Here is a 24,804-nt window from a genome sequence, read left to right on the forward strand (position 1 = left end):
GGCAGCGACTGCGCGCTCGACCTGCCCGGCGGCAACATGATCATCTTCCACAGCCTGCAATACAGCACGCTCGGCGCAAGCGACTTCCTCTTCGGGTGAACCGCGCGCGATGCAGTGGGTAAAGGAAATGGCGCACCCGACAGGATTCGAACCTGTGGCCTCTGCCTTCGGAGGGCAGCGCTCTATCCAGCTGAGCTACGGGTGCCTGGGCCCGGCGGTTAGCAGCGGCGACGGGCTTGCGCCAGCCTTTTTACCCATCGAGGGAACCGGCGCGCGCAGTTAGGGATTTGATAAGGCTGACGGCTTACGACTCACGTCATGAACGCCTATTCCAGCTTCGCTCCGCCGATCAGCCCCCTGTGCGGGCCGGTGCCGGATGCGGGACACGGCGATTACGGGGATCCATCGTCGAACACGTTCGACCTGAAATGGTCCGCGCTGCACGACGCGGCCCGTGTGGTCGCCATGCTGGCCGGCGTCTCGGCAGAGCCCACGCATGGCGGCATGCGCGACTTCCCGCTCACGATGCGCGATGCCGGCGGCTGGCGCCGCGACCTGTGCGAACAGGGCATCGACGACTTGTCGGCGATCATGGAGCCGGGCCTTGCCGCGCTGCTGTCGGTTCACTCCCGCGGCGCCGACCCGGCTCCCGCCGCGCTGGCCCTGTGGCAGGAGTTCGCTGCGGCGCGAAACGCCTTGCTGGCCCTGGCCCCGCCGTCGGCAAACCTGGCGCCGTCCCGCTTCGCCTGACCGCGAGGCCTTGATCCGTTCCTGATCTGTTCGTATGGAGGGGCATGGCCAGCCCTGCCCCGATTCCTTCGTCCCCGGACAGCGCAGACGAGCTTAAGGCCGCCCGCGCCGTGGCGCGCGGGATCTGCCGGCTGTTCGCGCGCAACGACATCTGGTGCATGGCCGAAATGCCGCTTCGTTCGGGTCGCCGCGCCGACCTGATGGGCATCGACGCCAAGGGTCAACTCGTTATCGTCGAGATCAAGGTGAGCAAGGCCGACCTGATCGGCGATGCCAAGTGGACCGACTACCTCGACCATTGCGACCGGTTCTACTGGGGGCTTGCCCCGCATCTGGACCGCGCCTGCATGGAAACTGACGCCTTTCTCCCAGAACGCTGCGGCTTGATCGTGGCGGACGGGTACGACGCGGAAATCCTGCGTCCGGCCCCCACCGTGCCGCTCGCCGCCGCGCGCCGCAAGGCCGAGGTGGAACGGCTGGCGCGCGCCGCCCTGCGCCGCCAGCTGGGTCACGTCGATCCCAACCTGGCGGTCTGGGGCGATTGACGCCGCTGCGAAACAGGGCCTATCGCGAACGCACTTGGCCGAATTCCAACCCCCAGCCCCTGAGCGCATCCTGACGTCCGGTCCGCTGGCGCCGCTGCGCCACCCCGCGTTCCGCGCAATCTGGACCGCCAACCTCGCGTCCAATCTCGGTTCGATGATCCAGTCGGTCGCGGCGGGCTGGCTGATGACCGAACTGACCACGTCGCACCAGCTGATCGCGCTGATCCAGGCGTCGGTCACCACGCCGATCATGTTGCTGGGCGTATTTGCCGGGGCCATCGCCGACAATTACGACCGACGCCTGGTGATGCTGGCCGCGCAAACCGGGATGCTGATCGTCTCGGCCGCGCTTGCCGCGCTGACCTATGCGGGGGCAATCGGCCCATGGTTGCTGCTGGCCTTCACCCTACTCCTGGGCTGCGGCACGGCGCTCAACGGTCCGGCCTGGCAGGCCTCGGTCCGGTTGCAGGTCGGGCACGCCGACTTGCCCCAGGCGATCGCGCTCAATTCGATCGCCTTCAACCTCGCGCGCAGCGTCGGGCCGGCGCTTGGCGGACTGCTGATCGCGTTGACCAGCCCGGCCTTGGCCTTCGCGCTCAATTCGCTCAGTTTCATCGCCCTGATCGCGGTCCTGCTGCGCTGGAGGCCCGAGACACCGCCGCGCACGCGCCGCCCCATTCTGGCCTCGGTCGCGCAGGGGCTACGGTTCTGCGCCGGGTCGAGTCTCTTGCGCCGGGTGCTGGGGCGCGGCTTTGCCTTCGGGCTTTGCGCCGCCGGCTACCAGGCGCTGATGCCCGCGCTGGTGCGCGAACAATTGCACGGCAGCGAACTCGACTATGGCCTGATCCTCGGGGCCTTCGGTGTCGGATCGATCGCCACAGCGCTGTGGACCTCGGCCGCGCGGCGCCGCTGGGGCAGCGAAGCAGTCACCGTCGCGGGATCGCTGGCCTTTGCCGCGGCGATCGTGCTGGTCGCCGATGCGTCGAGTGTTGCCCTGGCGATTGGCGGCGCGTTCGTGGCCGGGGGCGGCTGGGTCGCAGTGCTGACCACGCTCAACGTTGCCATGCAGTTGCGCTCCCCCGAGGAAATTCTTGGCCGCTGCCTGTCGATATACCAGGCCGTTACCTTCGGCGCGATGGCGCTGGGCGCCTATGCCATGGGGCTCGCCTCGGACACGCTCGGCCTGACCCCGGCCATGCTGGCTGCGGCGGGCCTGATGGCGCTGCTCGCGCTGGCCCTGCCCTTCGTCGCTCCGATGCCGGCGCGCGAGGAAGGCCGCGTTTCCACGGTCGGCGCAACTTAACACTAAGTTTACCATGTTGCGCCAGAACGGCCGGGTAAGGGACTTGGTGGGGAAACCACATGGATACGTATCGCGGCTCATTCCTCGATCGAAACGACTTGAGCGATGACTGGCCGGTCGCCGATTCGGGCGACGACGAAACCGTTAACGAGGTGCCGCCCAGCCCGGTCGGGCAGGACGAGCGGCGCATGCAGGTGCGCGCCTACAACCATTGGGCGAGCCTCCTCGACAACCGCAATTTTCCGTCGATCGAGGATCTCGAACCGGAAAATCTTCCGGACTTCGCACCCTATAGCGTGCTGCTCGACTTCACCCAGGGCATCGACCAACCTTCGATCCGCTACCTTGGCGACCGCCTGGCGGCCGAATGCGGCGGAAGCGGCGAAATCGAGACGCTGGACGACGTGCCGAGCAGGTCGCTGCTGTCGCGAATCACCGATCACTACATGCAGATCCTGGCCAACCAAGCGCCGATCGGGTTCGAGGCGGAATTCGTCAACCAGCGCGACCAGACGGTCCTTTACCGCGGGATCCTGCTGCCCTTCTCGAGCGACGACGATACGATCGACTTCATCTACGGCGTGATCAACTGGAAGGAACTGGCCGACCAGCGCACCACCGATGCCCTGCTGAACGAGATCGACGAGGCGCTCGAGGTGCCGCCGGCAACCGAAGCTCGCCGCGAGGACCCGATGCCCGACTGGGCCGACGGGCCGGCCGAGGCCCTTGCCGAGACCGGCAATGACAGCGACGAACCGCTCAACCTGGCCGATTTCGTGACTGCGGTGACCACCGGCGCCACCAGCGACGATGACGACGTGCTTGACCTCGGCAGCTACGCCGAGGACGGCGTGAGCGATCCCACCGACCTGCCCGAACCGGCTTTCGCCACGGGCGGCTGGTCCAGCATCGTCGCCGCCACCGACGACGACGAGGAAGACGACGAACCTCTCGCCGCGCCGCGTCCGATCGACTTCCATTCGATTGATTCCGATGAATTCGCTCCCGCATCGATCTTCGCGCCGGCGAGCGACGAGGCCGACATGGGCCTCGCCGACTGGCTCGCCTCGGCGCGCGAACTGGCCGAGGTGGCGCTAGGGTCGGAGGACCGCACTCGCAGCGCTCTCTATGCCGCGATCGGCCGCGCCTACGACTTCTCGCTCGCCGCAGCCGAGGCGCCGGACGACTTTGCCGAACTGATCGCCGATTCGGGCCTGGTCGTGCAGGACCGCGCGCAGATGACCCCGGTGGTCAAACTGGTCTTCGGTTCGGAATACGACAAGACGCGGCTCGCCGAATACGCCGCCGCGCTAAGCCACGGGCACCGCGTGGGCGTGGCCAAGGGCGAGCTTGGTCGCTTCCTGGCCGAAGCGCCGGGCGGGCTCAAGGGCGTGGTCGGCGAGGAACGTCGCCTCAAGCGCGAGGAAAGCGGCAAGGAAGACGTCCGCCGCGACACCCCGCGGGAAGCCCTGGCCAGGAAACTGCGCAAGCTCGATCACGCGCCGCTCGACGCGGTCGCGGCCGAGGGCAGCGAGTTCACCTTGCTGATCGCGCGCCGCCTGCCGAGCGGCGAGGTCGTGCTGCTGGGCGAGATTGCCGACGACGTGCCGCTGCTCGAACGCGCCGCGAAGAAGTTGCTGGGCTGACCGGTCCGGACCTGAGGTAACTGCGAGAGGAAAGGGCGTTGCTCCCCAAAGGGGCAGCGCCCTTTGTCTTTGCCGGCCGATCCCGCTAGGTCACGGCGATGGGCAAACGTTCGGGGCGCGGGATAGTGGGCACGGCAGGCTGGGTAATCCTGATCGCGCTCGCCGTCGTTGCGGCGCTTTACGGCGCCTACCGCTACGCTGTCGCCACCAATGGCGTCGCCCTGCTCGACCGGGTCGATCGTCTGGCCGGAGGCATCCAGGGCACGCGCCTGGCGCTGCACGACGGGCGCTATGGTCCGCACGGTGCGCAGCGGATCGAGGTTGTCGCGCCCGATGCCGGCCCGCCCGCGCCGAAACCGGTGGTCGTCTTCATTCACGGCGGCGGCTGGCACAGCGGCCGGGCGCAGGATTACCGCTTCGTCGGGCGCGCACTTGCCCGCTCAGGCTACGTCACCGTGCTGGCCGGATACCGCCTGACGCCCGACGGGGTCTTTCCGCACATGCTCGAAGACGGCGCCGCCGCGGTCGCCTGGGTCCGCGCCAACGCCGCGCGCTTCGGCGGCGATCCCGACCAGATCGTGCTGATGGGCCATTCGGCAGGAGCCTACAACGCGGTTATGCTGGGCCTCGATCCGCAGTGGTTCGACCGCGCCGGGGTTCCCGCCGCTGCGATCCGGGGTGTGATCGGACTGTCCGGTCCTTACGATTTCCTGCCGCTCGATACCCCGTCGACGGTCCGCGCCTTCGGCCATGTCCGTCCCGCAGAGCAGACGCAGCCGGTACGCTTCGCCCGCGGCGATGCGCCGCCGCTGCTGCTCCTGACGGGCGATGCCGATAGCACGGTCAAGCCGCGCAACACCCGCGCGCTGGCTGCGGCGCTGGAACGCAAGGGCGCCGTCGTCGCGACCGCGATCGTGCCCGGGCTCAGCCACGAGGATCCGGTCATCAAGCTGGCCGCGCCGTTCAGCCGCGACCGCAGGGTGATCGACCCGGTACTCGCCTTCCTTACAGCGCACACCGGCGCTTCAGCCGTCATTAAGCCGTCGGAAAGCTAGAAGCCACGCGATGCGCGTTCTCAACCGCCTGGCCGTTCGTTGCACCGCCGCCCTTGCGGCGCTGGCGCTGATCGCCCAGCCGGCCCAGGCCCAGTCGATCCTGCGCGATGCCGAGACCGAAGCGCTGCTCAAGGACATGGCGCGCCCGCTGATCGCCGCCTCGGGCCTTGATCCCAGGAACGTCGACATCGTCCTGGTCAACGATTCGTCGGTCAATGCTTTCGTCGCCGGCGGACAGGCGATCTACATCCATTCCGGGCTGATCAACGAGGCCTCCACCGCCGAGGAAGTTCAGGGCGTCATCGCGCACGAACTGGGCCACATCACCGGCGGGCACATCATCAACGATGCCGGCAGCAAGGCGGCGGGCAACATCTCGATCCTGTCGCTGCTGCTGGGCGCGGCCGCCGCGGTCGCCGGTGCCGGCGAGGCGGCGATGGGCGTGATCATGGCCGGCCAGCAGGCCGCGCTGGGCAAGTACCTCGCCTTCTCCCGCGGGCAGGAAGAGGCGGCCGACGCCGCCGGCGCCGAATATCTTGCGAAGGCCGGGATGTCGGGTCGCGGCTCGGTCGCCTTCTTCCAGAAGCTGCGCAACCTCGAGATGCGCCACGGCATCATCCGCAACGCCGACAGCGAGTTCTATTCGACCCACCCGATGACCGGGGATCGCATCGCCAACCTGACCGACATCTACAAGCGCGACGCAAGCTGGGAAAAGCCGGCCGATCCGGCGCTCCAGGCCCGGTTCCTGCGCGCCCGGGCCAAGCTTTACGGCTATCTGGCCGAGCCGAAGGCGGCGCTGCAGACCTTCCCTGCCAGCGACACCGGCGTGCCCGCGCGCTACGCCCGTGCCTATGCCTTCCACAAGGAAGCGTTCCTCGACAAGGCGATGGCCGAAACCGATGCCTTGCTGGCCGAGGCGCCGAACGATCCCTATTTCCTCGAGCTGAAGGGCCAGATCCTGCTCGAGGCCGGCAAGCCTGCCGACGCCCTTGCCCCCTTGCGCCGGGCGACCGAACTGTCGGGCAACCAGCCGCTGATCGCCACGACCTTCGGCCACGCGCTGATTGCTACCGAATCCCCGGCGAACCTTCCCGAGGCCGAGCGCATCCTCAAGACCGCGGTGGCGCGCGATCGGGAAAACCCCTTTGCCTGGTACCAGCTCGGCGTCGTCTACGGTCAGCAGGGCGACATGCCCCGCGCGCGGTTGGCCAGCGCCGAACAGCAGGTCATGCAGCAGCAGTTCGGCGCCGCGCTGCAGAGCGCCGAGGCGGCCGAGGCGACCTTGCCCAGGGAATCGCCGGACTGGCTGCGCGCGCAGGATATCGCCATGCAGGCCCGCGCCGCGATTGAACGCCAGCGCAAACGCCGGTAAGCCCCGCGGCCATGACCGACAGCTCCAAGCCGCCGCGCTCGCGCCTGTACTACTTCCTCGGCGCAGCGGGTCTGGTCCTGCTGGGCGCGGCAGGCGGCTGGGCCTTCGAACGCCAGCGCAGCGCAATCGGCCCCGGCCAGAAGGCGGCGATCGAAAAGATCGTCCACGCCTACCTCCTCGAACATCCGGAAGTTCTGCCCCAGGCGGTCGAGAAGCTGCGCGAGAAGGACAGCCAGAAGCAGCTTGCCGGCATCGCGGGGAAGCTGACCACCCCCTATCCCGGCGTCGTGATGGGCAACCCGCAGGGCTCGGTTACCCTGGTCGAGTTTTCCGATTTCGCCTGCGGCTACTGCCGCCAGAGCGAGCCGGTGCTCAAGGCACTGATCGCCGAGAATCCCGACCTGAAGGTCGTGATCCGGCACCTGCCGGTTATTGCGCCGACCAGCCCGGCCGCCGCCGCGATGGGTCTCGCCTCGGCCGAACAGGGCAAGTACCTCGCGTTCCACGACGCGCTCTTCGCGCTCGGCCGGACCGATCCCGCCTCGGTCGAGGCGGCCGCGCGCAGCGCAGGTCTCGATCTTGCCCGCGCACAGGCCGTGTCCCGCCAGCCGCAGGTGCGCGCCGAACTGGAAGCGAACATGGCCTATGCCCGCCAGCTCGGTTTCGACGGCACGCCCGGCTGGGTCGTGGGCGACCAGGTCCTGGTCGGCGCGGTCGGCAAGGACGCGCTGGCCAAGGCGATCGCCGCCGCGCGCAAGACGTAAGGCGTTAGCCAATCCCCCCACATCTGCTAGGATGAAGCGGTATGGCCGTTCTGCCTTTCCGTCCGATCCCCTTCTTCGCCAACAAGAACCGCGCGTTCTGGCGCCTGCAGGCCGCCGGCTGGGGCGGGGCCATGCTGGTGCGTTCGATGTCGGGCTTGGCGAACGGGCTTTCGCTGTCGTTCCTGGTGCTGGTCCTCATCTCGACGATCACCGGCTTCTCGATCACCCTCATCCTGTCGGTGGTCTACCGCCAGCTGATCAACCGCCGCCCGCTGGTCACCTGGGGGGTGACCGGGATCGTGCTGGCCGGCGCGGTGTTCATCTATGCCTTCGTCGATGCCTGGGTGAACGGGCTTTACTACGGTGACACCGGGTCGGGCTTTGCCCAGCGGTTCATCGGGCTGTTCTACATCGACATGACCCTGCTCGGGGCGTGGACGGCGCTGTACTACATGGTCAACTTCTTCCTCCAGATCGAGGAGCAGAACGACCAGATGATCCAGCTGGAAAACCAGGCCACCCAGGCCCAGCTCGCCATGCTGCGCTACCAGCTCAACCCGCACTTCCTGTTCAACACGCTCAATTCGATCTCGACCCTGGTTCTCCTCAAGCAGACCGAGCCGGCCAATGCCATGCTCAGCCGGCTGTCCTCGTTCCTGCGCTACACGCTGGTCAACGAGCCGACCGGCCGGGTCACCGTGGCGCAGGAGGTGGACACGCTGAAGCTCTACCTCGAGATCGAACGGATGCGTTTCGAAGAACGGTTGCGCACCAGTTTTCGAATCGATCCCGTGACCGAGGACGCCTTGCTACCCTCGCTGCTGCTCCAGCCCTTGGTCGAAAACGCCATAAAGTACGCAGTTTCGCCGCAGGAAGCCGGGGCCGAGATCACCATCTCGGCGCAACTCGTCGGCCAGAACCTTCGCATCACCGTCTCCGACACCGGCCCGGGATTGCAATCGAGCGCCGCCAGCAACAGATTTGCGGGCGTGACTTTTGACGGAGGCGAACACGTATCCACCGGCGTCGGGCTGGCCAACATCCGCGACCGACTGGCCCAGGCTTACGGCGATGCCCATCGCTTCGAAACGATGGAGCCGCCCGAGGGGGGATTCGCCGTCCTAATCGAGATACCGTTTGAACGCCGTGAGGCCCCAGTGGCCAACCCGGCCCCGAAACGCCCGGCCCTTGCCAGTTGACGCAGCGGCCGGCTGAACCAGGATTACACGATGTCCATCCGCACCATCCTCGTCGATGACGAAAAACTGGCCATTCAGGGCCTGATGCTCCGTCTCGAGAAGTATCCCGATGTCGAGATCATCGACACCTGCTCGAACGGGCGCGAGGCGATCCGCAAGATCAAGACCGAAAAGCCCGACCTCGTCTTCCTCGACATCCAGATGCCGGGCTTCGACGGGTTCAGCGTGGTCAAGGGCGTGATGGAGATCGAGCCGCCGCTGATCGTCTTCGTCACCGCCTACCAGGAACACGCCGTCCGCGCCTTCGAGGCGAACGCGGTCAACTACCTGATGAAGCCGGTCGACGAGGATCGCCTGGCCGACACGATGGAGCGGGTGCGCACCCGCCTTGCCGAAAAGCAGGCCGCCGGGGAAGCCGAGAAGCTCAAGACCGTGCTCGCCGAAGTCGCGCCCGATGCGATCGAGACCCTGCCCGAGGACAGCGAAGCGGCGGGCCGGTACGAAAAGCTGATCAACATCAAGGACCGCGGCCAGATCTTCCGCGTCGACGTCGATTCGATCGAGCACATCGAAGCTGCCGGCGACTACATGTGCATCTACACCGGCGACAATTCGCTTATCCTCCGCGAAACCATGAAGGATCTCGAGCGCCGCCTCGACCCGCGGGTGTTCCAGCGGGTCCACCGCTCGACCATCGTCAACCTGAACCAGGTCCGCCAGGTCAAGCCGCACACCAACGGCGAATGCTTCCTGGTGCTCGATTCGGGCGCCCAGGTGAAGGTCAGCCGGTCCTATCGCGACGTGGTGGCCCGCTTCGTTCATTGAGCTTCCTTGCCGTAACGGCATGGCGATTATCCAATCCCCTTGTCCGGCCCCTGTTGCCGGGCAGGGTAGGTCGATGCTCGTCGCATTGCTCGTACCGCTCGTCATCGGCGCCGCGCTGTTCCTGTTCATGCTGGTGCGGGCCGCGATTCGCCAGCGCGCCGCGCCGCTCCCCGAAGCGGTGGCGGTCGGCGGCGTCACCAACTTCTTCGACACGCTGGGGATCGGCTCGTTTGCGCCGACCTTGGCCTGGCTCAATTTCCGCAAGCTCGTTCCCGACCGGATCATTCCCCAGACCATGCCGGTCGGGGCGCTGCGCTGGCTGGTCGCCGCCGTGGTACTCTACACCGGCCTGACCATGCTCTACGCCGGGATCGAAGACGAGGACCGGATCGAACCGCGGCCTTGAACCGGTTGCACATTCTGCCCGCCTGCGCGACAGACCGGGGCATGACCAGTTTCACCCTGCCCGGCTTCGACCTCGCCGCCTTCGTGCGCGCCACCCTTGACGAGGACCTCGGCGTCGGCCTGCCCGGCGGCGGGCGCGACGTCACCAGCGAAAGCGTCATTCCCGCCGATGCGCGTTTTTCAGGCGCGATGGACACCCGCGACGCGATCACGGTGGCCGGTCTGCCGATTGCCGCTGCGTTCTTCCGCGCGCTCGACCCCGACATGGACATTGCCGTGCTGGTCGAGGACGGGATGCAGGTGCCCGCCGGAACCGACCTGATGCGGCTGTCGGGCAACGCGCGGGCCATGCTGACCGCCGAACGCAGCGCGCTCAACACCGTGCAGCACCTGTCGGGCATCGCCACCATGACCCGCGCCTATGTCGACGCGATGGCCGGGAACGGCACCCTGCTCGACACACGCAAGACCATTCCGGGCCTGCGTCACCTCGAAAAGTACGCCACACGGATGGGCGGGGCGCAGAACCACCGCATGGGCCTGTGGGACGCGGCGATGATCAAGGACAACCACGTCCTCGTCGCCGGAGGCGTGGGCGAGGCGGTGGCCCGCGCCCGCTCCGCCGGGGTCCGCGACATCATCTGCGAGGTCGACCGGGTGGCACAGATCGAGCCGGCGCTGGCCGCCGGCGCCAGCCACATCCTGCTCGACAACATGGACCTTGCGGAACTGCGCGAAGCGGTCGCGCTGATCGGCGGCCGCGTGCCGTGCGAAGCCTCGGGCGGGGTGCGGCTCGACACCATTGCCGCGATCGCCGCGACCGGCGTCACCTTTGTCTCGGTCGGCCGCCTTACGCAGAGCGCACCGGCCGCCGACATCGGTCTCGACTTCACCCCGCTGTGAGGCGCACGCTCATTGCCGCGGCGGCACTGCTGGCGCCCCTGCCCGCGTCGGCCCAAGCCTACCAGTGCCGGGTCCCGCCGAAGATCGCCATGCCCGAACAGGCCCGACCCGATGGCCCGCGCATCAGTACGCCCATCGGCGGCTATACCCTGGCGGTGAGCTGGTCGCCCGAGTTCTGCCGCGGCGCCCGCGCCAGGGATCCCGACAACTACCAGTGCAACACCCGCATCGGTCGGTTCGGCTTCGTGTTGCACGGCCTTTGGCCCGAAGCGCCGCAGGGCCGCCCGCCGCAGTGGTGCGCGATCGAGCCACGCCCGACGCAGGAGGATCTCCGCCGCAACCTGTGCATGACCCCGGTGCCGTGGCTGATCGAGCACGAATGGGCCAAGCACGGCAGCTGCATGGCGCGCCGGCCCGAGGGCTATTTCAAGGTGGCATCGATCCTCTGGAACTCGCTGACCCTGCCCGAAGGGGATCGCCTGTCGCGCAAGGCGGGACTGACCGTGGGCGACCTGCGCAGCGCATTCACCGCTGCCAACGCCGCTTTCCCGCGTGCCTCGGTCGGGGTCGTGGTCGGCAACGGCGGATACCTTCGCGAACTCTATCTCTGTTACGGCAGGGACTTCCTGCCGCGGGCCTGCAGCGCGCGCAGTTTCGGTCCCAAGGACGATACGCCGCTGAAGATCTGGCGCGGCCTTTAGCGCCGGGCCTTGAAGAACCCGCGCAGCAGCTCCGCCGCCTCGTCCTCGCCCATGCCGGCATAGACCTCTGGTGCGTGAAGGCACTGTTCGTGCTGGAACACCCGCGCACCGTGATCGACTGCGCCGCCCTTGGGGTCGGGCGCCGCGTAATAGAGACGCGCGATCCGGGCGTGGCTGATCGCGCCGGCGCACATCGCGCAGGGCTCCAGCGTGACCCACAGTTCGCACCCGTCGAGCCGCTCGTTGCCGAGCGCCTGCGCGGCGGCGCGAATCGCCAGCACTTCGGCGTGGGCGGTCGGATCGCTGCGGGTGCGCGGGGCGTTGTGCGCGGCAGCGATCACCACGCCGTCCTTGACCACGACGGCGCCGATCGGCACTTCGCCTGCCGATTCGCCGGCGCGCGCCTGATCGAGCGCGCATTTCATCGGTTCGGGGAGTGGCCAGCGGCTCATTTCCAAGCGAATTGGCCGCAACAGCTTGACCCCGCAAGGGTGAATCGGTATGGGCGCGCCTTCCCCGTCATGGGTGCAACAGATTCAAGCGAGTGATTTGCCATGTCCCGTATCTGCGAACTGACCGGTAAGGGCCGCCAGGTTGGCCACAACGTCAGCCACGCCAACAACAAGACCAAGCGCGTGTTCCTGCCCAACCTGCAGAACGTCACGCTGATGTCGGAAGGTTTGGACCGCAGCTTCAAGTTCCGCGTTTCGACCCACGGCCTGCGTTCGGTCGAACACGTCGGTGGGCTCGATAACTGGCTGCTCAAGACTTCGGACGACAAGCTGTCGACCACCGCGCTCAAGGTGAAGCGCGAACTGGTCAAGAAGGCCGCTGCCTGATCTGACGCCGCGGCTTCGGCCGCAGGCTTCGCAAACGGGCGCGCGAATCGCTTCGCGCGCCCGTTTGCTTGTCCGCTGTTCGCTCTGCAAGGGCCATTGACGCCGCCCTGTCCGGCGCGCCATTCTGGACCGAGCGAACCGTTCCGAACTGAGGGAGATGCCGCGTGCGCCTATCGTATCTGGCCGTGATGTCGGGCGTCTGCCTGGCCGTTGCGGCGCCGTCCCTGGCCAAGGACAAGGGCAAGGACGACCCCGTTCCGACGCCAGCGGTGTTCCAGGCGGTGATCGACTGCAAGGCGATTGCAGCGGCCGAGGCACGCCTTGCCTGCTATGACAGCACCGTCGCCGCTATGGGCCGGGCGAAGGACGCAGAGGCCCTGGTCGTCACCGATACCGGCGCGATTCGCGAAGCCCGGCGCGGCCTGTTCGGCATCTCGTTGCCCAAGCTGAAGCTGTTCGGCGGGGGCGAGGAAGTGAACGAGATCGAAGGCAAGATCACCGCCGTGCGATCGTCGAACGACGGCATGGCGATCTTCGTGCTCGAGGACGGCGCCCGCTGGCGCCAGACCGAAGGCCGTCACCAGTTCGCCAAGCCGGGCCAGACGATCAAGGTGCGCCGCGCCAGCATGGGCGGCTTCATGGCCAACATCGATGGCCAACCCGGGGTGCGCGTGGTGCGCATGGTCAACTGACGCGGAACGCGCGGGGCGGATACGCCCCGCCTCCACCGTTCAATTACTCTGACTGGCGGCCTTGCTGCGCATTTCGTCCATGATGTCGCGCGCTTCACGGTTGCCTGATTCAGCCGATACGGCCCATTGCCCGTTGGTCCGGCAGCTCATCTTGCGGGCCACCAGCGTCCCCGTTTCAGGCTCGCGCACGCAGCGAATGTAATAGGGGTGGTCCTTCGCCAGCTTGGCGTTGAAAGCGCGGATTTCCGACTGCTTCATTTCCTTGGGATTCGGTTCGGCGACGTCGGCCGCCGCCGCAGCCATCGCGGTCGAGGAAGAAAATAGCAGCGCCAGTGCAGTAATCATCATGGCATCGGTCCTGTCTGGAAATAGCCGAGCAAACTGCCGGCAATATGCCCAAGGCTACCTTCGCTCATGCAGCATTGCAAGTCGCAACCGCTTCGCAGACGGCGGTGCGCCAGCGGCTTCTAATTGCCGACAGCAGGGAACACCGTGCCTGCAGGTTCTTGGTTTACGCCGAACTGCCGGGTTTGCGCGTCGGTCACCAGCGCGCGCGCGTTTTCGTTGCCGATAGCGGCATGCCGATCCCACTCGGCGCGGGTGCGGCAGTCCCGGCGCGTCACCAGCGATCCGGTCGGCGCGGTCTTGGTGCAGACGATATAAGCCGGATCCCGCGGGTCGAGCGCGGCGTTGTAGGCCTTGATCTCGCTCGGCTTCATCAGCACCGGACCGGGGACCGTCTCGGCCTCGGCAAGGGCCGGCGTGGCACCCAAAACGGCAATGGCGACAGCGAAGACACGCATTGGCACACCCTCGATCAGCGATGCCGGATGGTATCAAACAGGCGATCGAGGCACAAGCTGGCCCTCGCCGGGTCAGCGCACGACGGGACGCCCTTCCAGCGCCTGATCGGCGGCGGCGATGTAGGCACACACCCCTTCGCGTTCCGCTTCGGACAGGTGCGGGTTCCAGGCGTCGATGATCAGGATCGCGCGGCGCCTGTCGCTGTCGTTCCACGCCTCGTGTTCGATCGTGTCATCGAAGGCGAATGCCTTGCCTTCTACCCATTCGCGCGTCTCGTTGCCGACGCGGAAGCCGCAGCCGGGCGGGATGTCGAGCGCCAGGTGCACGATCGCTCTGACGTTGGTGACCCCGGTATGCGCCGGGATGCGGCTGTGCGGCTTGAGCAGCGAGAAGAAGGCATTGGGCCCGCGCCCCGGTATCCGGGCCAGCGGCAGTCGTTCCAGCAAGGCGGCGGTCTGCGGGCAGCGCTCGATGATCGGCAGATTGGGTTCGCCGTATTCCCACAGGAAGCAGGCCCCCCAGTCGAGCGAGCCGTCGAGCGCGCTCCACTGGCTTTCGGGCACGCCTTCCTCGAACTTCACGTAAGGCCGCAGCAGATCGTCCGATCCGGCGATAAGCGCGGCCAGTTCGGCGGCGATGATCTGGCTGGCCGCTTCGAGTTCGTCGAACCAGGGGAATTGGTCGCGATCGAAGTATTCGTCCTCGGGCAGAAAGGGAAAGAACAGCCCGGCGCATTCGTTGTGATAGACCCGGCGCCGGCCGAGCGCCTGGTCGACCATGGCCGCAAGGCGCCGGTTCTCGCTCTCGCTGCGGCCTTTCGCCGTGCCGAGCGCCCGCTGGGCGGCCCCGGCGAGGCGCGCGACGAGCGCGGCGCAATAGGCCTGCCCGGCATCGAGTTCTGCCTGCAGCGGCGGCGCGATGCCGGGCAGCGCCTGGGCAAGCTGGAACACCGCCGACCAGGTCGACAGGGCCGCGGTCTCCTCGCCCTCGCGCTCGAGCAATTGGGCCATGCGCAGCTGGCTGGCGAAATCGAGCCGGTCGATCCGTAGCGCCGCATCGAGCGCGGCGCGTTCGCCAGGGGTATCGCCCTGCAGGCGCCGCGCATGGGCAAGGTTGCGCCACAGGGGCAGGGCGCCCGGATCGGCCTGGGTCGCGCGGACGAATGCGGCGGCCGCGACTGGCGCGTTTCCTGCGCGCAGCGCGGCCATCCCCTCGGCATTGGCCTCTTGTGCAAGAGTGGGTTCCATGGCCCCGGCTTAGTCACCCTGCCAATGCCCGACAAGCCGGGAGTTGCGCCCGTGCCCAGCCACTTCTAGACGCTGGACATGGCCGCGCCGATCGATCTTGCCAATGCCGAAACCTATGCCCACCGTTTCGTCGAAAGCGCCGATGCATTCCGCTTCATCGCCGTGGCGCGCGGCGAACTGGGTGGCTTCCCCTTCCTGACCGACGCCTATCTGGGCGAGCGCGCCGTGCTGGGCGATGTCCCGACCGCGCAATGCCTGGCCGAATGCGGCACCGGCAATCTGCGCCTCCTGTTCCATTCGGCCTTCTGCGGATCGACCCTGCTGACCCGCGCCTTCGATCGTCCCGGTCTTGCCACGGGGTTGAGCGAACCGGTTGCGCTCAATGATCTGGTCGGGTGGCGGCGGCGCGGTGCTGTCCCGGCCGGCGTCGCCCGCGCCGCCGATGCGGCGCTACGACTGCTGGCGCGTCCCTTTGCCGCAGGCGAGGCGGTGATCGTCAAGCCATCGAACGTGGTCAATCCTTTGGCCGAACTGCTGCTGGCGGTCCAGCCCACCGCCCCGGCGCTGTTCCTCTACGCCCCGATCGAAACCTTCCTGATCTCCGTCGCCCGCAAGGGGCTGGAGTGCCGCCTGTGGGTGCGCGAATTGCTCGAGGGCTATCTGCAGGAACGGTTCGTCGATCTCGGATTCTCGCCGCAGGACCTGTTCCGCCAGTCCGACCTGCAGGTCGCGGCAGTGGGCTGGCTGGCCCAGCACGCCCATTTCGCCCGGCTGGCGCAGAAGCTCGGACCGATGCGGTTGCGCACGCTCGACGCCGATCTGATGGCGGCCGCGCCGGCGAAGGCGCTGGCGGCCGTTGCGCGGCACTACCGCTTCGACCTCGACGAAGCGGCTCTGGCCGCAATCGTCAGCGGTCCGGCCTTCACCCGCCATTCCAAGTCGGGCGAAGCCTATTCGCCCGAAGCGCGCGGCGCCGACTACCGACGCGCGCGCGAGGCCTATGGCGACGAGATCGCAATGGTTGCGGCCTGGGCTGCGCGGGTCGCTGATGGGGCGGGGATCGCGCTCGATGCGCCCAACCCTGTGATTCAGGCGTAGCCGAACTTTTCCACCCACGGCATCAGCAGGGGCATCACCGGTTCGAGGAACGGCGCATAGGGCTCCCACTGGCGGGTTCCGTCGAACAAACCGCGTCGCACCTGACCGACGCTGGCCGTGGTCACCCCGCGGTGCTGTGCGGTGGCGGCAAAACGGTGGACCTCGGCAGACCATTCGAGCCCGGCAAAGGCACAGATCGTCTTTGTCTCTGCGTCGAAATCCTGCACCAGGCGGTGATAGTGCACCACGTGGACGTTGAGCGGCAGGCGAGCGAGCGCCAGCTCGGTCAACCGCATCAACGCATCGTAGTGGCGCGCCGTCCGTTCGAGCGAGGTGAAGTCGAGCGTGCCGCTGCTGAAGGCGAAGCTGGTGCGAAAGCAGCTCCACACCACGTCGCGCGGATCGCGCCGGATGAGCAGCACCCGCGCCTGCGGAAACAGGCGCGAGATGAACGGCAGACGCGTTCCCTTGAGGGGATCCATGTCGATGAAAGCCCTGGCATCGGCCGGCATTCCGGCGCTGCGGACCTTGTCCCAGTAGGCCACGCGGTACGATGCCAGACCCGTGCCATCGAGGCGGGCGAAGGCGGCAATGCCGGCGACGACCTCGTCTGCCGAGCCGTTGATGAAGGCATGGTCGGCGGCGGAAAGCGTTGGCCGCTCCTCGAGCGCGAAGGTGCCGGGGATCGAGGCGAGGATGTTTTCCAGAAGGGTGTTGCCGGACCGCGGATAGCCCAGCACGAAGACGTGCGGGCCCGGCACTGCACTGTCCGACGGCGCAGAAGGCGCATCGCGCCAGTCGGCTTCGGGCACCGCCTCGACCCCGGCGGTCAGCGCCTCGACGAATGCGCGGTGAGTGAGGCGGCCCTGCAGGGCGGGTTCGTTGACTGCCGCGAAATCGGCCTTCGAGCGGGCATAGGCTTCATAGGCGCCGGCCCGGTCACCGAGCCGATGGCGCGCATCGCCGAGCATGCCGAAGGCGAGCGAACGGTCACTGCTCGGTTCGGCGAGGCCGGCGGTCAATGGCTCGAGCAGGGCGCGGGCCTGCGCCGGGTTGCCGGCATCGTTTTCCACGCTGGCGAGCGCGCAGGTGGCCAGCGGATGGCCCGGTTCGAGCGCGAGCGCCCGGGCGGCGCAAGCACGGGCTTCGTCCGCTTCGCCGAGGCGGGCGGCAATCGCGGCAAGGGCGGCATGGGCGGCTGGCTTGCCGGGGTCGAGTTGGGCGGCGCGCAGAAAGCTGGTCCGCGCTTCGGGCGAATTGCCCAGCGACAGCAGCGACCCGCGTTCCAGCCAGGCGTCGGCATAATCGGGCCAGGCGGCGATCGCGGCATCGCAGGCCAGCACGGCGTCGCGGATCCTGCCCTGGCGGCGCAGGTGAATTGCCTGCCCGGTCAGGATCGCGGGATTGCCTGGTTCGAGCGCGAGGGCATGGGCGAAGGCGGCATCGGCGCCAGCCACGTCCTCAGCTGCCGAACGCGCGAGGCCGACCATCATCCAGTCGTGGCCGTCGCCGCGTCCCTGGGCGATGGCCCGTTCGGACAGGGCGGCCTGGGTAGCTAGATCGTCGCTTGGCATGGGGTCACTTGGTCGTCGCGCCGCATTGCTGTCAAGGCACTGGGACGGGACCAAGAGAAAGGGGCGGACCTTGCGGCCCGCCCCCTCTTTGGCGTCACGAAGACGGCTGGGCTCAGAACTTGAGCTTGGCCGAAACCGCGTAGCGACGGCCCAGCGCGTCGTAGGTCGACGGATAGACGTTGCCGCTGTTGTACGACGTGCTGCCGATCGTGTTGCCGACGACCTTCGGCTGCTTGTCGAGCAGGTTCTGCACGGCAACAGTGAAGGTGAAGTTGTCGGCGACGTTGAACCGGGTCGTCAGGTCGAAGTAGCTCGCCGCAGGGATGCTGCGGAATTCGGGCATGACCGACGAACCGAACGCAGCTTCATCGTCCAGGATCTGCTGCGGTTCAAATTCGACCTTGTCGATCCAGCGCCAGAGCAGCGACACGTCGACGGCCTTGAACGACAGTGTGGTGCGCTGCGAGAACTGCCACTTCGGCTGGATCGAACCCGTGAACGAGCAGTTGACCGAGTAGTAGCCCACGCATTCGCGGTCGAGGCTGCTCGGCGTTGCCTGGTAACGCGAGTGGATCGTGTGGTTGCCGACGAAGCTCAGGCCCAGCTTCGCAAAGCCGATGTCGCGGTTGTAGTTCACGATCAGGTCGAGACCGTCGGTGAACAGCTTGCCGAGGTTGCTGAGCGGCGCGAACAGACCGCCAGTGGTCGACGGGTCACCGTCGAGCTGGCCGGTCAGCGGGTCGCGGCGGATCGCGGTACAGGCCGGGCTCGTCGCGCTGGCCGCCGTGATGCTGCCGAAGCACGCCGAAACCAAGTCGCCCGGAAGCGGCGCCCCGATCACGTCCTTGACCTTGATGTTGTAGTAATCGAGCGTCATCGACAGGCCCGGGACGAAGTCCGGCTGGAACACACCGCCAACAGTCCAGGTCGTGGCCGTTTCGGGGGCCAGGAACGGGTTACCGCTGGTGGTGATGTTGGCCTGACCTGCGGTCGGGTTGTCGATCGTGCCGATCTGCGCCGCGGTGGCACCCTGTGCAATACAGATCGCACGCAGGTTGGCGTTCGAAACCGGCGCCGCACCGGCGCAAGGATCGATGCCCAGGTTGGTCAGGACCGTGTTGTTCGGCGTGAACATTTCACCGATGTTCGGCGCACGGACGGCGCGCGAGTAGTTGCCGCGCAGCTTCAGCGAGGAAACCGGTTCCCAGCTGCCGCCGACCTTGTAGGTCCAGGTGTCCTGCTTGACGCCGACGGTGTTGGTGTAGCTGGAATAGCGCACACCGCCTTCGACGGTCAGGCTGTGGAACAGCGGCTTGTCCTCGAGCAGAGGAACGACGAGTTCGGCGTAGCCTTCGTAAACGTCGAAACCACCGTTGATGTCGGGATCGGCACCACCGGCACCGCCCAGTTCACCCGGGGTCTTGGCCAGCGAGTCCGCTGCCTGCATTGCCGTGTACTTGCGGTATTCGGCACCGACGGCGAAGCCGACCGGCTGGGTTGCACCCGGGCTGGTGAAGCCCAGATCACCCGAGACGATGCCGCGAGCCTGGGCCAGCGTCGTGACAACGGTGCTGGTGCTCTCGTCCGACAGGAATTCGACCGCAGCCGGCGAAATCGAGCCAGCCGGACCGAAGACGTTGACCGGGACGCAGCCGTTCGAGGTGTCGTTGCAGACCGGGTTCGCCGCCGTGCCGTTGACCAGCAGGCCCTGACGGAAGCGCGACTGCAGGGTGTAGCCCTTGATCCGTTCGATGTTCTGCGATTCGCCGTAGGCAGCGCCCACGTCCCAGTTGACCGTTTCGGTGATCGCACCGCGAGCGCCGACGCGAAGATCGAAGATCGTCGTGCCGTATTCGCTGATGCGCGGACCGACTTCAACCGCGCGGCGACCCAGGTTGGTCGTGACGGTGCGGTAGTTGGGGTCGCTCGGACCGGTCGCGGTCGCCGCGGCGGCGCACTCGGCCGGCGTGAAGCGCGGGGTGTAGGTGGTCTGACCCGCAAGGGCGGCACCTGTCGAATCGACACCCGTGACTGACGGCGCGACGTTGAAGGCGCAGAACTGGTTGCGCAGCGTTGCCGGCAGGAACGGGTTGTTGAGGTTGATCGTCACCGGGCTGGCGAACGAGCCCGACGGTGCGATGATCGTCGAGACGGTGTTACGCGAGAACAGGCCGCGGGTATAGACTTCGACCGCGTCGCTCACTTCGTAGTTCGCCTGGGCGAACATGTTGTAGCGCTTGAACGGCGTCTGGAAGACGTTGTACGGGTTGAAGTTGAACGTCGCGAATGTGCCGACAGCGGCGCCCGTTGCGGGGTTCAGCTGGCTGGTGCCGTTGTTGTTGGCGCCGGCGGTGTTGACCGCGAGGATCGGCGTGCCGTTGGCGGTCGTGCCGACGACGCTGTAACGCGGAGTGATATTGAGCGCGCCGGCAGCGAAAGGACGCGTGCCCGTGAAGCGCGACGGAACGGTCGTGCCCGAACCGGCCGGACCACCCGTGTACGAGCTGATCTGCGTGACCGAGAAGTCGCGGTCGCCCTGGTAGACAGGGTCCGATTCCTGGTAGCCGATGCTCAGCACCGCGTTGCCGCGGCCATCGTCGAAGTTGGCACCGACGGTCAGGTCGGCACGCAGGTAGTTGCCGTCGCCGCGTTCGGTGATCTGTTCGCCGACCGACAGGTCGACGCCCGAGAAGTCCTTGCGCGTGATGAAGTTGACGACGCCGGTGATGGCGTCTGCGCCATAGGTGGTCACGGCGGCGCCGGTGAGGGCGTCGACGCGGCTGATCAGCGCGAGGGGGATGTTGTTGAGGTCGACGCGGCCGGCGAGGTCGGCCGGAGCGATGCGCTGACCGTCGAGCAGGACGATGTTGCGGTTCGAGCCGAGGCCGCGAAGATCGACGTAGGAAGCGCCGCCGTTGCCGTTGTTCACGGCCGAGCCGACGCTGGCGACGACGCCCGGCAGTTCGCGCAGGACTTCTTCAGCCAGGTTCGACTGCTTCAGTTCGATCTGGTCGGCCGTGGTCACGTTGACCGGGTTGGCCTGGACCAGGTTCGGGTTGCGGATGAGCGACCCGGTAACGACGATCTGCGATTCGTCGGTAGCGTCTTCGGCAGCCGTATCGGTGGTCGCGTCCTGGGCGTGGGCCGCGCTGCTGATCAGCGCCAGACCGAGCACGAACGGAGCCGAACTGGCCTTCAGTGCAAACAAGGATGAAGTCTTCACAGGTAGTCCCCTTTCTCGCGGGCGAGCCCTCAAGTGAGGGCTCCCCTAGGGCTTCTTGCATGCAGCCGCGCACGTAATCCAAGTGCCCCCCGGACCCAGACGGAGCACACGTCAGCTACAAAAAGCGATGCTTCAAATGGCCGAAGGCAGCCTGAGCGGCAAAGCCAATTGCATGACAGGCGTGTCAATAGCCCGCAGATGTAGCAAAAATGCCACATTGGAATCGCACGAGAATCGGCGGGTTTTCGTCGTATTCTGGTTGCGATTGAAACAATGTTGTGAAGTGTGATTTAATTGCCGCATAAAGTTACCCGGCAATAGCGGCCATGCGCACGAAATGGAAATGGTGTGTTGACGATCTAGGTCAGCAGCCTGCGAGGTGCCTCAGGCCCTCTCCGTGCAAGATTTGCGACCGTCATCCGACACGCGACCAACCGCATTTTGCGAAGTGAACAGGACCGCCAGGGCAGCGGCCGGACGCCTCCTAGCGGGCGTCGAGCAGCGCCTGCGTGGCCAATGCGGGCGAGGCATAGGCCTCCTGCCGCTCCACGCTCCAGTAGCGCAGCGCCTCGAGCACGATCGCCTCGCCGCTGACGGCACAGACCACGTGGCTGCCGGGATTGATCACGCGAAAGCCGTTCGGCTGGTAGAACAGGGTCGCAGGGCGATCGGACGCGGACATCAGCATGGCGCCATCCTAGTCCAAACCGCCCTTCAGAGCAATTTACCCTGGTCGGGAGAGGCGGGACGAACGGCGGTCTTTGTTCGCGCGGTAGGGCGAACGGGCGCATCGGCGACCGCGACGGCCAGTTGACCGTCGCGGAAATGCAGGTCCAGCGCGGCCTCCCTGGCTGCCGCCTCACGGCTGACCAGGGTGCGTCCGTCAGCTGCTGTGACCCGGACATAGCCGCGCTGCAGCACCCGATCGGGATCGAGCGAATGCAGGAAGCGCCCGGTCGCCTCGAGCCGGTCGCGCGCGCGGTCCAGCCTGGCGGCAAGCAGGGGCAAGGACAGCCGCGCACCGACCCGCTGCAGCTCGGCGCGCGACAGCTGAGTGCGATCGGCCAGGCTGCGGCGCAGCCGCTCGCCAAGGTCGTCCAGCTTCTGGGCTTGCGGGTTGAGCAGTGTCTCGAGGCGCGGCAGCCGGTCCGCCCGCGCCGCCAGCCGTTCGCGCCCGAGATGCAGCGGGCGCAGCACGGCGCGGCGCTTGCGCAGGGACAGTTCAGCCATCTGCTGATTAAGGTCCTCGCGCACCGGGACGGCCATCTCGGCCGCGGCGGTGGGGGTGGGGGCGCGGCGGTCGGCGGCGAAATCGGCCAGCGTGGTGTCGGTTTCGTGGCCCACCGCGCTGATTACGGGGATCGCGCATTCGGCGATGGCGCGGACCACGGCTTCTTCGTTAAAGGCCCAGAGATCCTCGATCGATCCGCCGCCGCGCGCGACGATCACCAGGTCGGGCCGGGGGATCGCGCCGATATGCGGCAGGGCCGAAAAACCGCGGATTGCCGCCGCGACCTGGGCTGCCGCGCCCTGCCCCTGGACCAGCACTGGCCAGACCATGACGCGACTGGGGAAGCGGTCGGCCAGGCGGTGCAGGATGTCGCGGATCACTGCTCCGGTGGGCGAGGTGACCACGCCGATCACGTCGGGCAGATAGGGCAGCGGTCGTTTGCGCTGCGGCGCGAACAGCCCCTCGGCCTCGAGCCGCGCCTTGGTCTTCGCCAGCAGCGCGAGCAGTGCCCCCTCACCCGCCACCTCCATCCGCTCGATCACCATCTGGTAGTTCGAGCGACCGGGATAGGTGGTCAGCTTGCCCGTCGCGACGACCTCGAGTCCGTCCTCGGGCTGGAAGCTGAGGCGCTGGGCCGTGCCGCGCCACATCACCCCGTCGAGCCGCGCGTTCTCGTCCTTTAGCGCCAGGTAAAGATGGCCCGAGGCGGCGCGCTTGACCCCCGAGAGTTCGCCGCGCACCCGCACGAAGCCGAAGCGATCCTCGACCGTTCGTTTCAGGAGCGCAGAAATCTCGCTGACGGAGAGGGCTGCAGCGTTGTCCCCGGCGATGTCCTTCGCTACCAGCCCGGCGGGTTCATCATCAGGTGGGTAGGGCGGCGACATGAATATCCTGCTGATCGGTTCGGGCGGGCGCGAACATGCGCTGGCGTGGAAGCTGGCGCAATCCCGGCGCACGACGAAACTGTTCGCGGCGCCGGGTAACCCCGGTATCGCTGACCATGCCGAACTGGTTGCGCTGGATGCGGCCGATCACGCGGCAGTGCTGGCCTTCTGCGAAGCGCAGGGCATCGGCCTTGTCGTCATCGGTCCCGAAGCGCCGCTGGTCGACGGGCTGGCCGATAGCCTGCGCGGCGCCGGGGTTCCCGTGTTCGGTCCGAACAAGGCGGCAGCCCAGCTCGAGGGCAGCAAGGGGTTTACCAAGGACCTCTGTGCCCGCGCCGGGATTCCGACCGGGGGCTACGAACGCGTGACGAGCGAGGACCAGGCGCTCGCCGCGCTCAACCGCTTCGGCGCGCCGGTGGTGATCAAGGCCGATGGCCTCGCCGCAGGCAAGGGCGTGACCGTGGCCATGTCCATAGCCGAGGCCGAGCAGGCCGTGCGCGATATTTTCGACGGCCGGTTCGGCGCGGCCGGCGCCGAAGCCGTGATCGAGGAGTTTCTCGATGGTGAGGAAGCCAGCTTTTTCGCGCTGACCGACGGCCACACCGTGGTGCCCTTCGCCTCGGCCCAGGACCACAAGCGGGTCGGCGACGGCGATACCGGCCCCAACACCGGCGGCATGGGTGCCTACAGCCCGGCCCGCGTCCTGACCCCGGCGCTGGAGGGCGAGGCGATGAGCCGCATCATCGTGCCCACTGTCCAGACCCTGGCGCGCGAAGGCATGCCCTATTCGGGCGTGCTGTTCCTCGGGCTGATGCTGACCAAGACCGGGCCGCAGCTGATCGAATACAACTGCCGGTTCGGCGATCCGGAATGCCAGGTCATGCTGATGCGACTGAAGTCGGACCTGGTCGAGCTGCTGCTGGCCTGTGCCGAGAACCGCCTGGGCGCGATCGAGCCGCCGCGCTTTTCCGACGATGTCGCCTTGACCGTGGTGATGGCGGCCAAGGGCTATCCCGACACCCCCACCAAGGGCGGGGCGATCCGCGGGATCGCTGCGGCCGAAGCCGGCGGGGCCAAGGTCTTCCACGCCGGCACGGCGCTGAAGGACGGCGAACTGGTGGCGGCGGGCGGGCGCGTGCTCAATGTGACGGCCAGCGGACGCAGCGTCGCCCAGGCCCAGGCCAGCGCCTACGCCGCAGTCGACGCAATCGACTTTGCCGACGGTTTCTGCCGCCGCGACATCGGCTGGCGCGAAGTGCTGCGCGAAACGGCCTAGTCGATCACGCGGATGCCGCGCTGCCAGCCGAAGGAGGCTGACAGCGCGCATTGTCGAGCGTCGATCGACACGCCGACCACCCCACCAGCGCGGCTGAAGCGGAACGGCATGTGATACCGGGCGATGCGGCCATCGGCCCCGGCCCGCACCGTCCAGTCGATCGGGGTCATGTCGCCGTTGGTGAGCTGCAAACGGGCCACCGATCCCGCGCCCAGCCCCTGCGCCTCGATCAGGAAGATGCGCCCGTTTCCGCTGATCTCCAGCGCGCAGCCATTGTCGGCGGACTGGGCCACGAGGGGCCAGTCCGAACCCTGCCAGGCCGCCGAAGCCGGGGCGGCCGCGACCGCGGCCAGAAGGATTGCCAGTGTCGTCATCGTGCGCATGGCCAATCTCCCCTTGCCACTGGCCCAGGCGCCGCCGTTCACCGACAGGCGCGGCGCAAATGCTTGCATCGGAACCCAAAGG

The 24,804-nt window shown here is 67.4% G+C and carries 25 protein-coding genes and 1 tRNA gene; 16 read left to right on the forward strand and 10 right to left on the reverse strand.

The window, feature by feature from the left end; translation table 11 throughout:
• Positions 1–128: 128 nt before the first annotated feature.
• Positions 129–205 (reverse strand) — tRNA-Arg (locus B0I00_RS12695).
• Positions 206–318: 113 nt separating this feature from the next.
• Between B0I00_RS12695 and B0I00_RS12700 the strand changes: the two genes are divergently transcribed.
• The 12 genes from B0I00_RS12700 to B0I00_RS12755 all read left to right on the forward strand — a co-directional run bounded on the left by B0I00_RS12700 (position 319) and on the right by B0I00_RS12755 (position 11,471).
• A complete protein-coding gene (locus B0I00_RS12700; RefSeq protein WP_232730235.1) occupies positions 319–750 on the forward strand; it encodes a hypothetical protein in 432 nt (143 codons plus the stop codon).
• 44 nt (positions 751–794) lie between these two features.
• Positions 795–1,295: an MmcB family DNA repair protein gene (locus B0I00_RS12705; protein ID WP_100867800.1), complete on the forward strand. Its 501-nt coding sequence runs from the start codon at positions 795–797 to the stop codon at positions 1,293–1,295.
• Between the two features lie 34 nt (positions 1,296–1,329).
• The gene (locus B0I00_RS12710; RefSeq protein WP_232730236.1) at positions 1,330–2,598 is read left to right on the forward strand and encodes an MFS transporter; all 1,269 of its coding nucleotides are present in this window, start codon (positions 1,330–1,332) and stop codon (positions 2,596–2,598) included.
• Positions 2,599–2,657: 59 nt separating this feature from the next.
• Positions 2,658–4,244: a PAS domain-containing protein gene (locus B0I00_RS12715; RefSeq protein ID WP_100867801.1), complete on the forward strand. Its 1,587-nt coding sequence runs from the start codon at positions 2,658–2,660 to the stop codon at positions 4,242–4,244.
• A 98-nt stretch (positions 4,245–4,342) separates the two neighbouring features.
• Positions 4,343–5,299, forward strand: coding sequence for an alpha/beta hydrolase (locus B0I00_RS12720; protein ID WP_100867802.1), 957 nt, complete (start codon positions 4,343–4,345; stop codon positions 5,297–5,299).
• Between the two features lie 10 nt (positions 5,300–5,309).
• A complete protein-coding gene (locus tag B0I00_RS12725; RefSeq protein WP_100867803.1) occupies positions 5,310–6,674 on the forward strand; it encodes a M48 family metalloprotease in 1,365 nt (454 codons plus the stop codon).
• An 11-nt stretch (positions 6,675–6,685) separates the two neighbouring features.
• Positions 6,686–7,438, forward strand: coding sequence for a DsbA family protein (locus B0I00_RS12730; RefSeq protein WP_100867804.1), 753 nt, complete (start codon positions 6,686–6,688; stop codon positions 7,436–7,438).
• 41 nt (positions 7,439–7,479) lie between these two features.
• Entirely contained in the window at positions 7,480–8,637 is a 1,158-nt protein-coding gene (locus B0I00_RS12735; RefSeq protein WP_100867805.1) for a sensor histidine kinase, read from the forward strand.
• 30 nt (positions 8,638–8,667) lie between these two features.
• On the forward strand, positions 8,668–9,462 hold the full coding sequence (locus B0I00_RS12740; protein ID WP_100867806.1) for a LytR/AlgR family response regulator transcription factor: 795 nt from the start codon (positions 8,668–8,670) through the stop codon (positions 9,460–9,462).
• Positions 9,463–9,535: 73 nt separating this feature from the next.
• Positions 9,536–9,868: a hypothetical protein gene (locus tag B0I00_RS17195; protein ID WP_198519245.1), complete on the forward strand. Its 333-nt coding sequence runs from the start codon at positions 9,536–9,538 to the stop codon at positions 9,866–9,868.
• Between the two features lie 41 nt (positions 9,869–9,909).
• A complete protein-coding gene (gene nadC / locus B0I00_RS12750) occupies positions 9,910–10,770 on the forward strand; it encodes a carboxylating nicotinate-nucleotide diphosphorylase (RefSeq protein WP_100867807.1) in 861 nt (286 codons plus the stop codon).
• The gene (locus B0I00_RS12755; protein WP_232730237.1) at positions 10,767–11,471 is read left to right on the forward strand and encodes a ribonuclease T2 family protein; all 705 of its coding nucleotides are present in this window, start codon (positions 10,767–10,769) and stop codon (positions 11,469–11,471) included. Before nadC ends, B0I00_RS12755 begins: the two co-directional genes overlap by 4 nt.
• On the opposite strand, the gene B0I00_RS12760 is transcribed toward B0I00_RS12755, so the two are convergent.
• Positions 11,468–11,923, reverse strand: coding sequence for a nucleoside deaminase (locus B0I00_RS12760; RefSeq protein ID WP_100867808.1), 456 nt, complete (start codon positions 11,921–11,923; stop codon positions 11,468–11,470). The two genes, B0I00_RS12755 and B0I00_RS12760, sit on opposite strands and share 4 nt — an antisense overlap.
• Positions 11,924–12,025: 102 nt before the next feature.
• Between B0I00_RS12760 and rpmB the strand changes: the two genes are divergently transcribed.
• Positions 12,026–12,310 carry a 50S ribosomal protein L28 gene (gene rpmB, locus B0I00_RS12765; protein ID WP_100867809.1) on the forward strand — a complete coding sequence of 95 codons (285 nt, stop codon included), beginning with the start codon at positions 12,026–12,028 and terminating at the stop codon, positions 12,308–12,310.
• A 164-nt stretch (positions 12,311–12,474) separates the two neighbouring features.
• Entirely contained in the window at positions 12,475–13,002 is a 528-nt protein-coding gene (locus B0I00_RS12770; protein WP_157812565.1) for a hypothetical protein, read from the forward strand.
• A 39-nt stretch (positions 13,003–13,041) separates the two neighbouring features.
• Here the strand turns inward: B0I00_RS12770 and B0I00_RS12775 are convergent, their stop codons facing one another.
• The 3 genes from B0I00_RS12775 to B0I00_RS12785 form a co-directional block, all read right to left on the reverse strand.
• Positions 13,042–13,350 carry a hypothetical protein gene (locus B0I00_RS12775; RefSeq protein WP_100867811.1) on the reverse strand — a complete coding sequence of 103 codons (309 nt, stop codon included), beginning with the start codon at positions 13,348–13,350 and terminating at the stop codon, positions 13,042–13,044.
• A 119-nt stretch (positions 13,351–13,469) separates the two neighbouring features.
• The gene (locus B0I00_RS12780; RefSeq protein WP_100867812.1) at positions 13,470–13,805 is read right to left on the reverse strand and encodes a hypothetical protein; all 336 of its coding nucleotides are present in this window, start codon (positions 13,803–13,805) and stop codon (positions 13,470–13,472) included.
• 72 nt (positions 13,806–13,877) lie between these two features.
• Positions 13,878–15,053: an aspartyl/asparaginyl beta-hydroxylase domain-containing protein gene (locus tag B0I00_RS12785; protein WP_100867813.1), complete on the reverse strand. Its 1,176-nt coding sequence runs from the start codon at positions 15,051–15,053 to the stop codon at positions 13,878–13,880.
• Between the two features lie 78 nt (positions 15,054–15,131).
• Here B0I00_RS12785 and B0I00_RS12790 point away from each other — a divergent pair, with 78 nt between their 5' ends.
• Entirely contained in the window at positions 15,132–16,151 is a 1,020-nt protein-coding gene (locus tag B0I00_RS12790; RefSeq protein ID WP_100867814.1) for a hypothetical protein, read from the forward strand.
• On the opposite strand, the gene B0I00_RS12795 is transcribed toward B0I00_RS12790, so the two are convergent.
• From B0I00_RS12795 to xseA, 4 genes are all read right to left on the reverse strand, one after another.
• Positions 16,142–17,725 (reverse strand): tetratricopeptide repeat-containing sulfotransferase family protein, encoded by a 1,584-nt coding sequence (locus tag B0I00_RS12795; RefSeq protein WP_100867815.1) that lies wholly within the window; start codon positions 17,723–17,725, stop codon positions 16,142–16,144. The genes B0I00_RS12790 and B0I00_RS12795 overlap by 10 nt on opposite strands.
• A 112-nt stretch (positions 17,726–17,837) precedes the next feature.
• Positions 17,838–20,948: a TonB-dependent receptor domain-containing protein gene (locus B0I00_RS12800; protein WP_100867816.1), complete on the reverse strand. Its 3,111-nt coding sequence runs from the start codon at positions 20,946–20,948 to the stop codon at positions 17,838–17,840.
• A gap of 484 nt (positions 20,949–21,432) precedes the next feature.
• Positions 21,433–21,636 (reverse strand): DUF2093 domain-containing protein, encoded by a 204-nt coding sequence (locus B0I00_RS12805; protein WP_100867817.1) that lies wholly within the window; start codon positions 21,634–21,636, stop codon positions 21,433–21,435.
• Between the two features lie 26 nt (positions 21,637–21,662).
• A complete protein-coding gene (gene xseA, locus B0I00_RS12810; RefSeq protein ID WP_100867818.1) occupies positions 21,663–23,063 on the reverse strand; it encodes an exodeoxyribonuclease VII large subunit in 1,401 nt (466 codons plus the stop codon).
• On the opposite strand from xseA, the gene purD reads away from it, so the two are divergent.
• Positions 23,062–24,339, forward strand: coding sequence for a phosphoribosylamine--glycine ligase (gene purD / locus B0I00_RS12815; RefSeq protein WP_100867819.1), 1,278 nt, complete (start codon positions 23,062–23,064; stop codon positions 24,337–24,339). The genes xseA and purD overlap by 2 nt on opposite strands.
• Here the strand turns inward: purD and B0I00_RS12820 are convergent.
• Positions 24,336–24,791, reverse strand: a complete 456-nt coding sequence (locus B0I00_RS12820; RefSeq protein WP_198519246.1) for a hypothetical protein — start codon at positions 24,789–24,791, stop codon at positions 24,336–24,338. The two genes, purD and B0I00_RS12820, sit on opposite strands and share 4 nt — an antisense overlap.
• Positions 24,792–24,804: the final 13 nt, after the last annotated feature.

The organism is Novosphingobium kunmingense (assembly GCF_002813245.1).
Taxonomy (GTDB): domain Bacteria; phylum Pseudomonadota; class Alphaproteobacteria; order Sphingomonadales; family Sphingomonadaceae; genus Novosphingobium; species Novosphingobium kunmingense.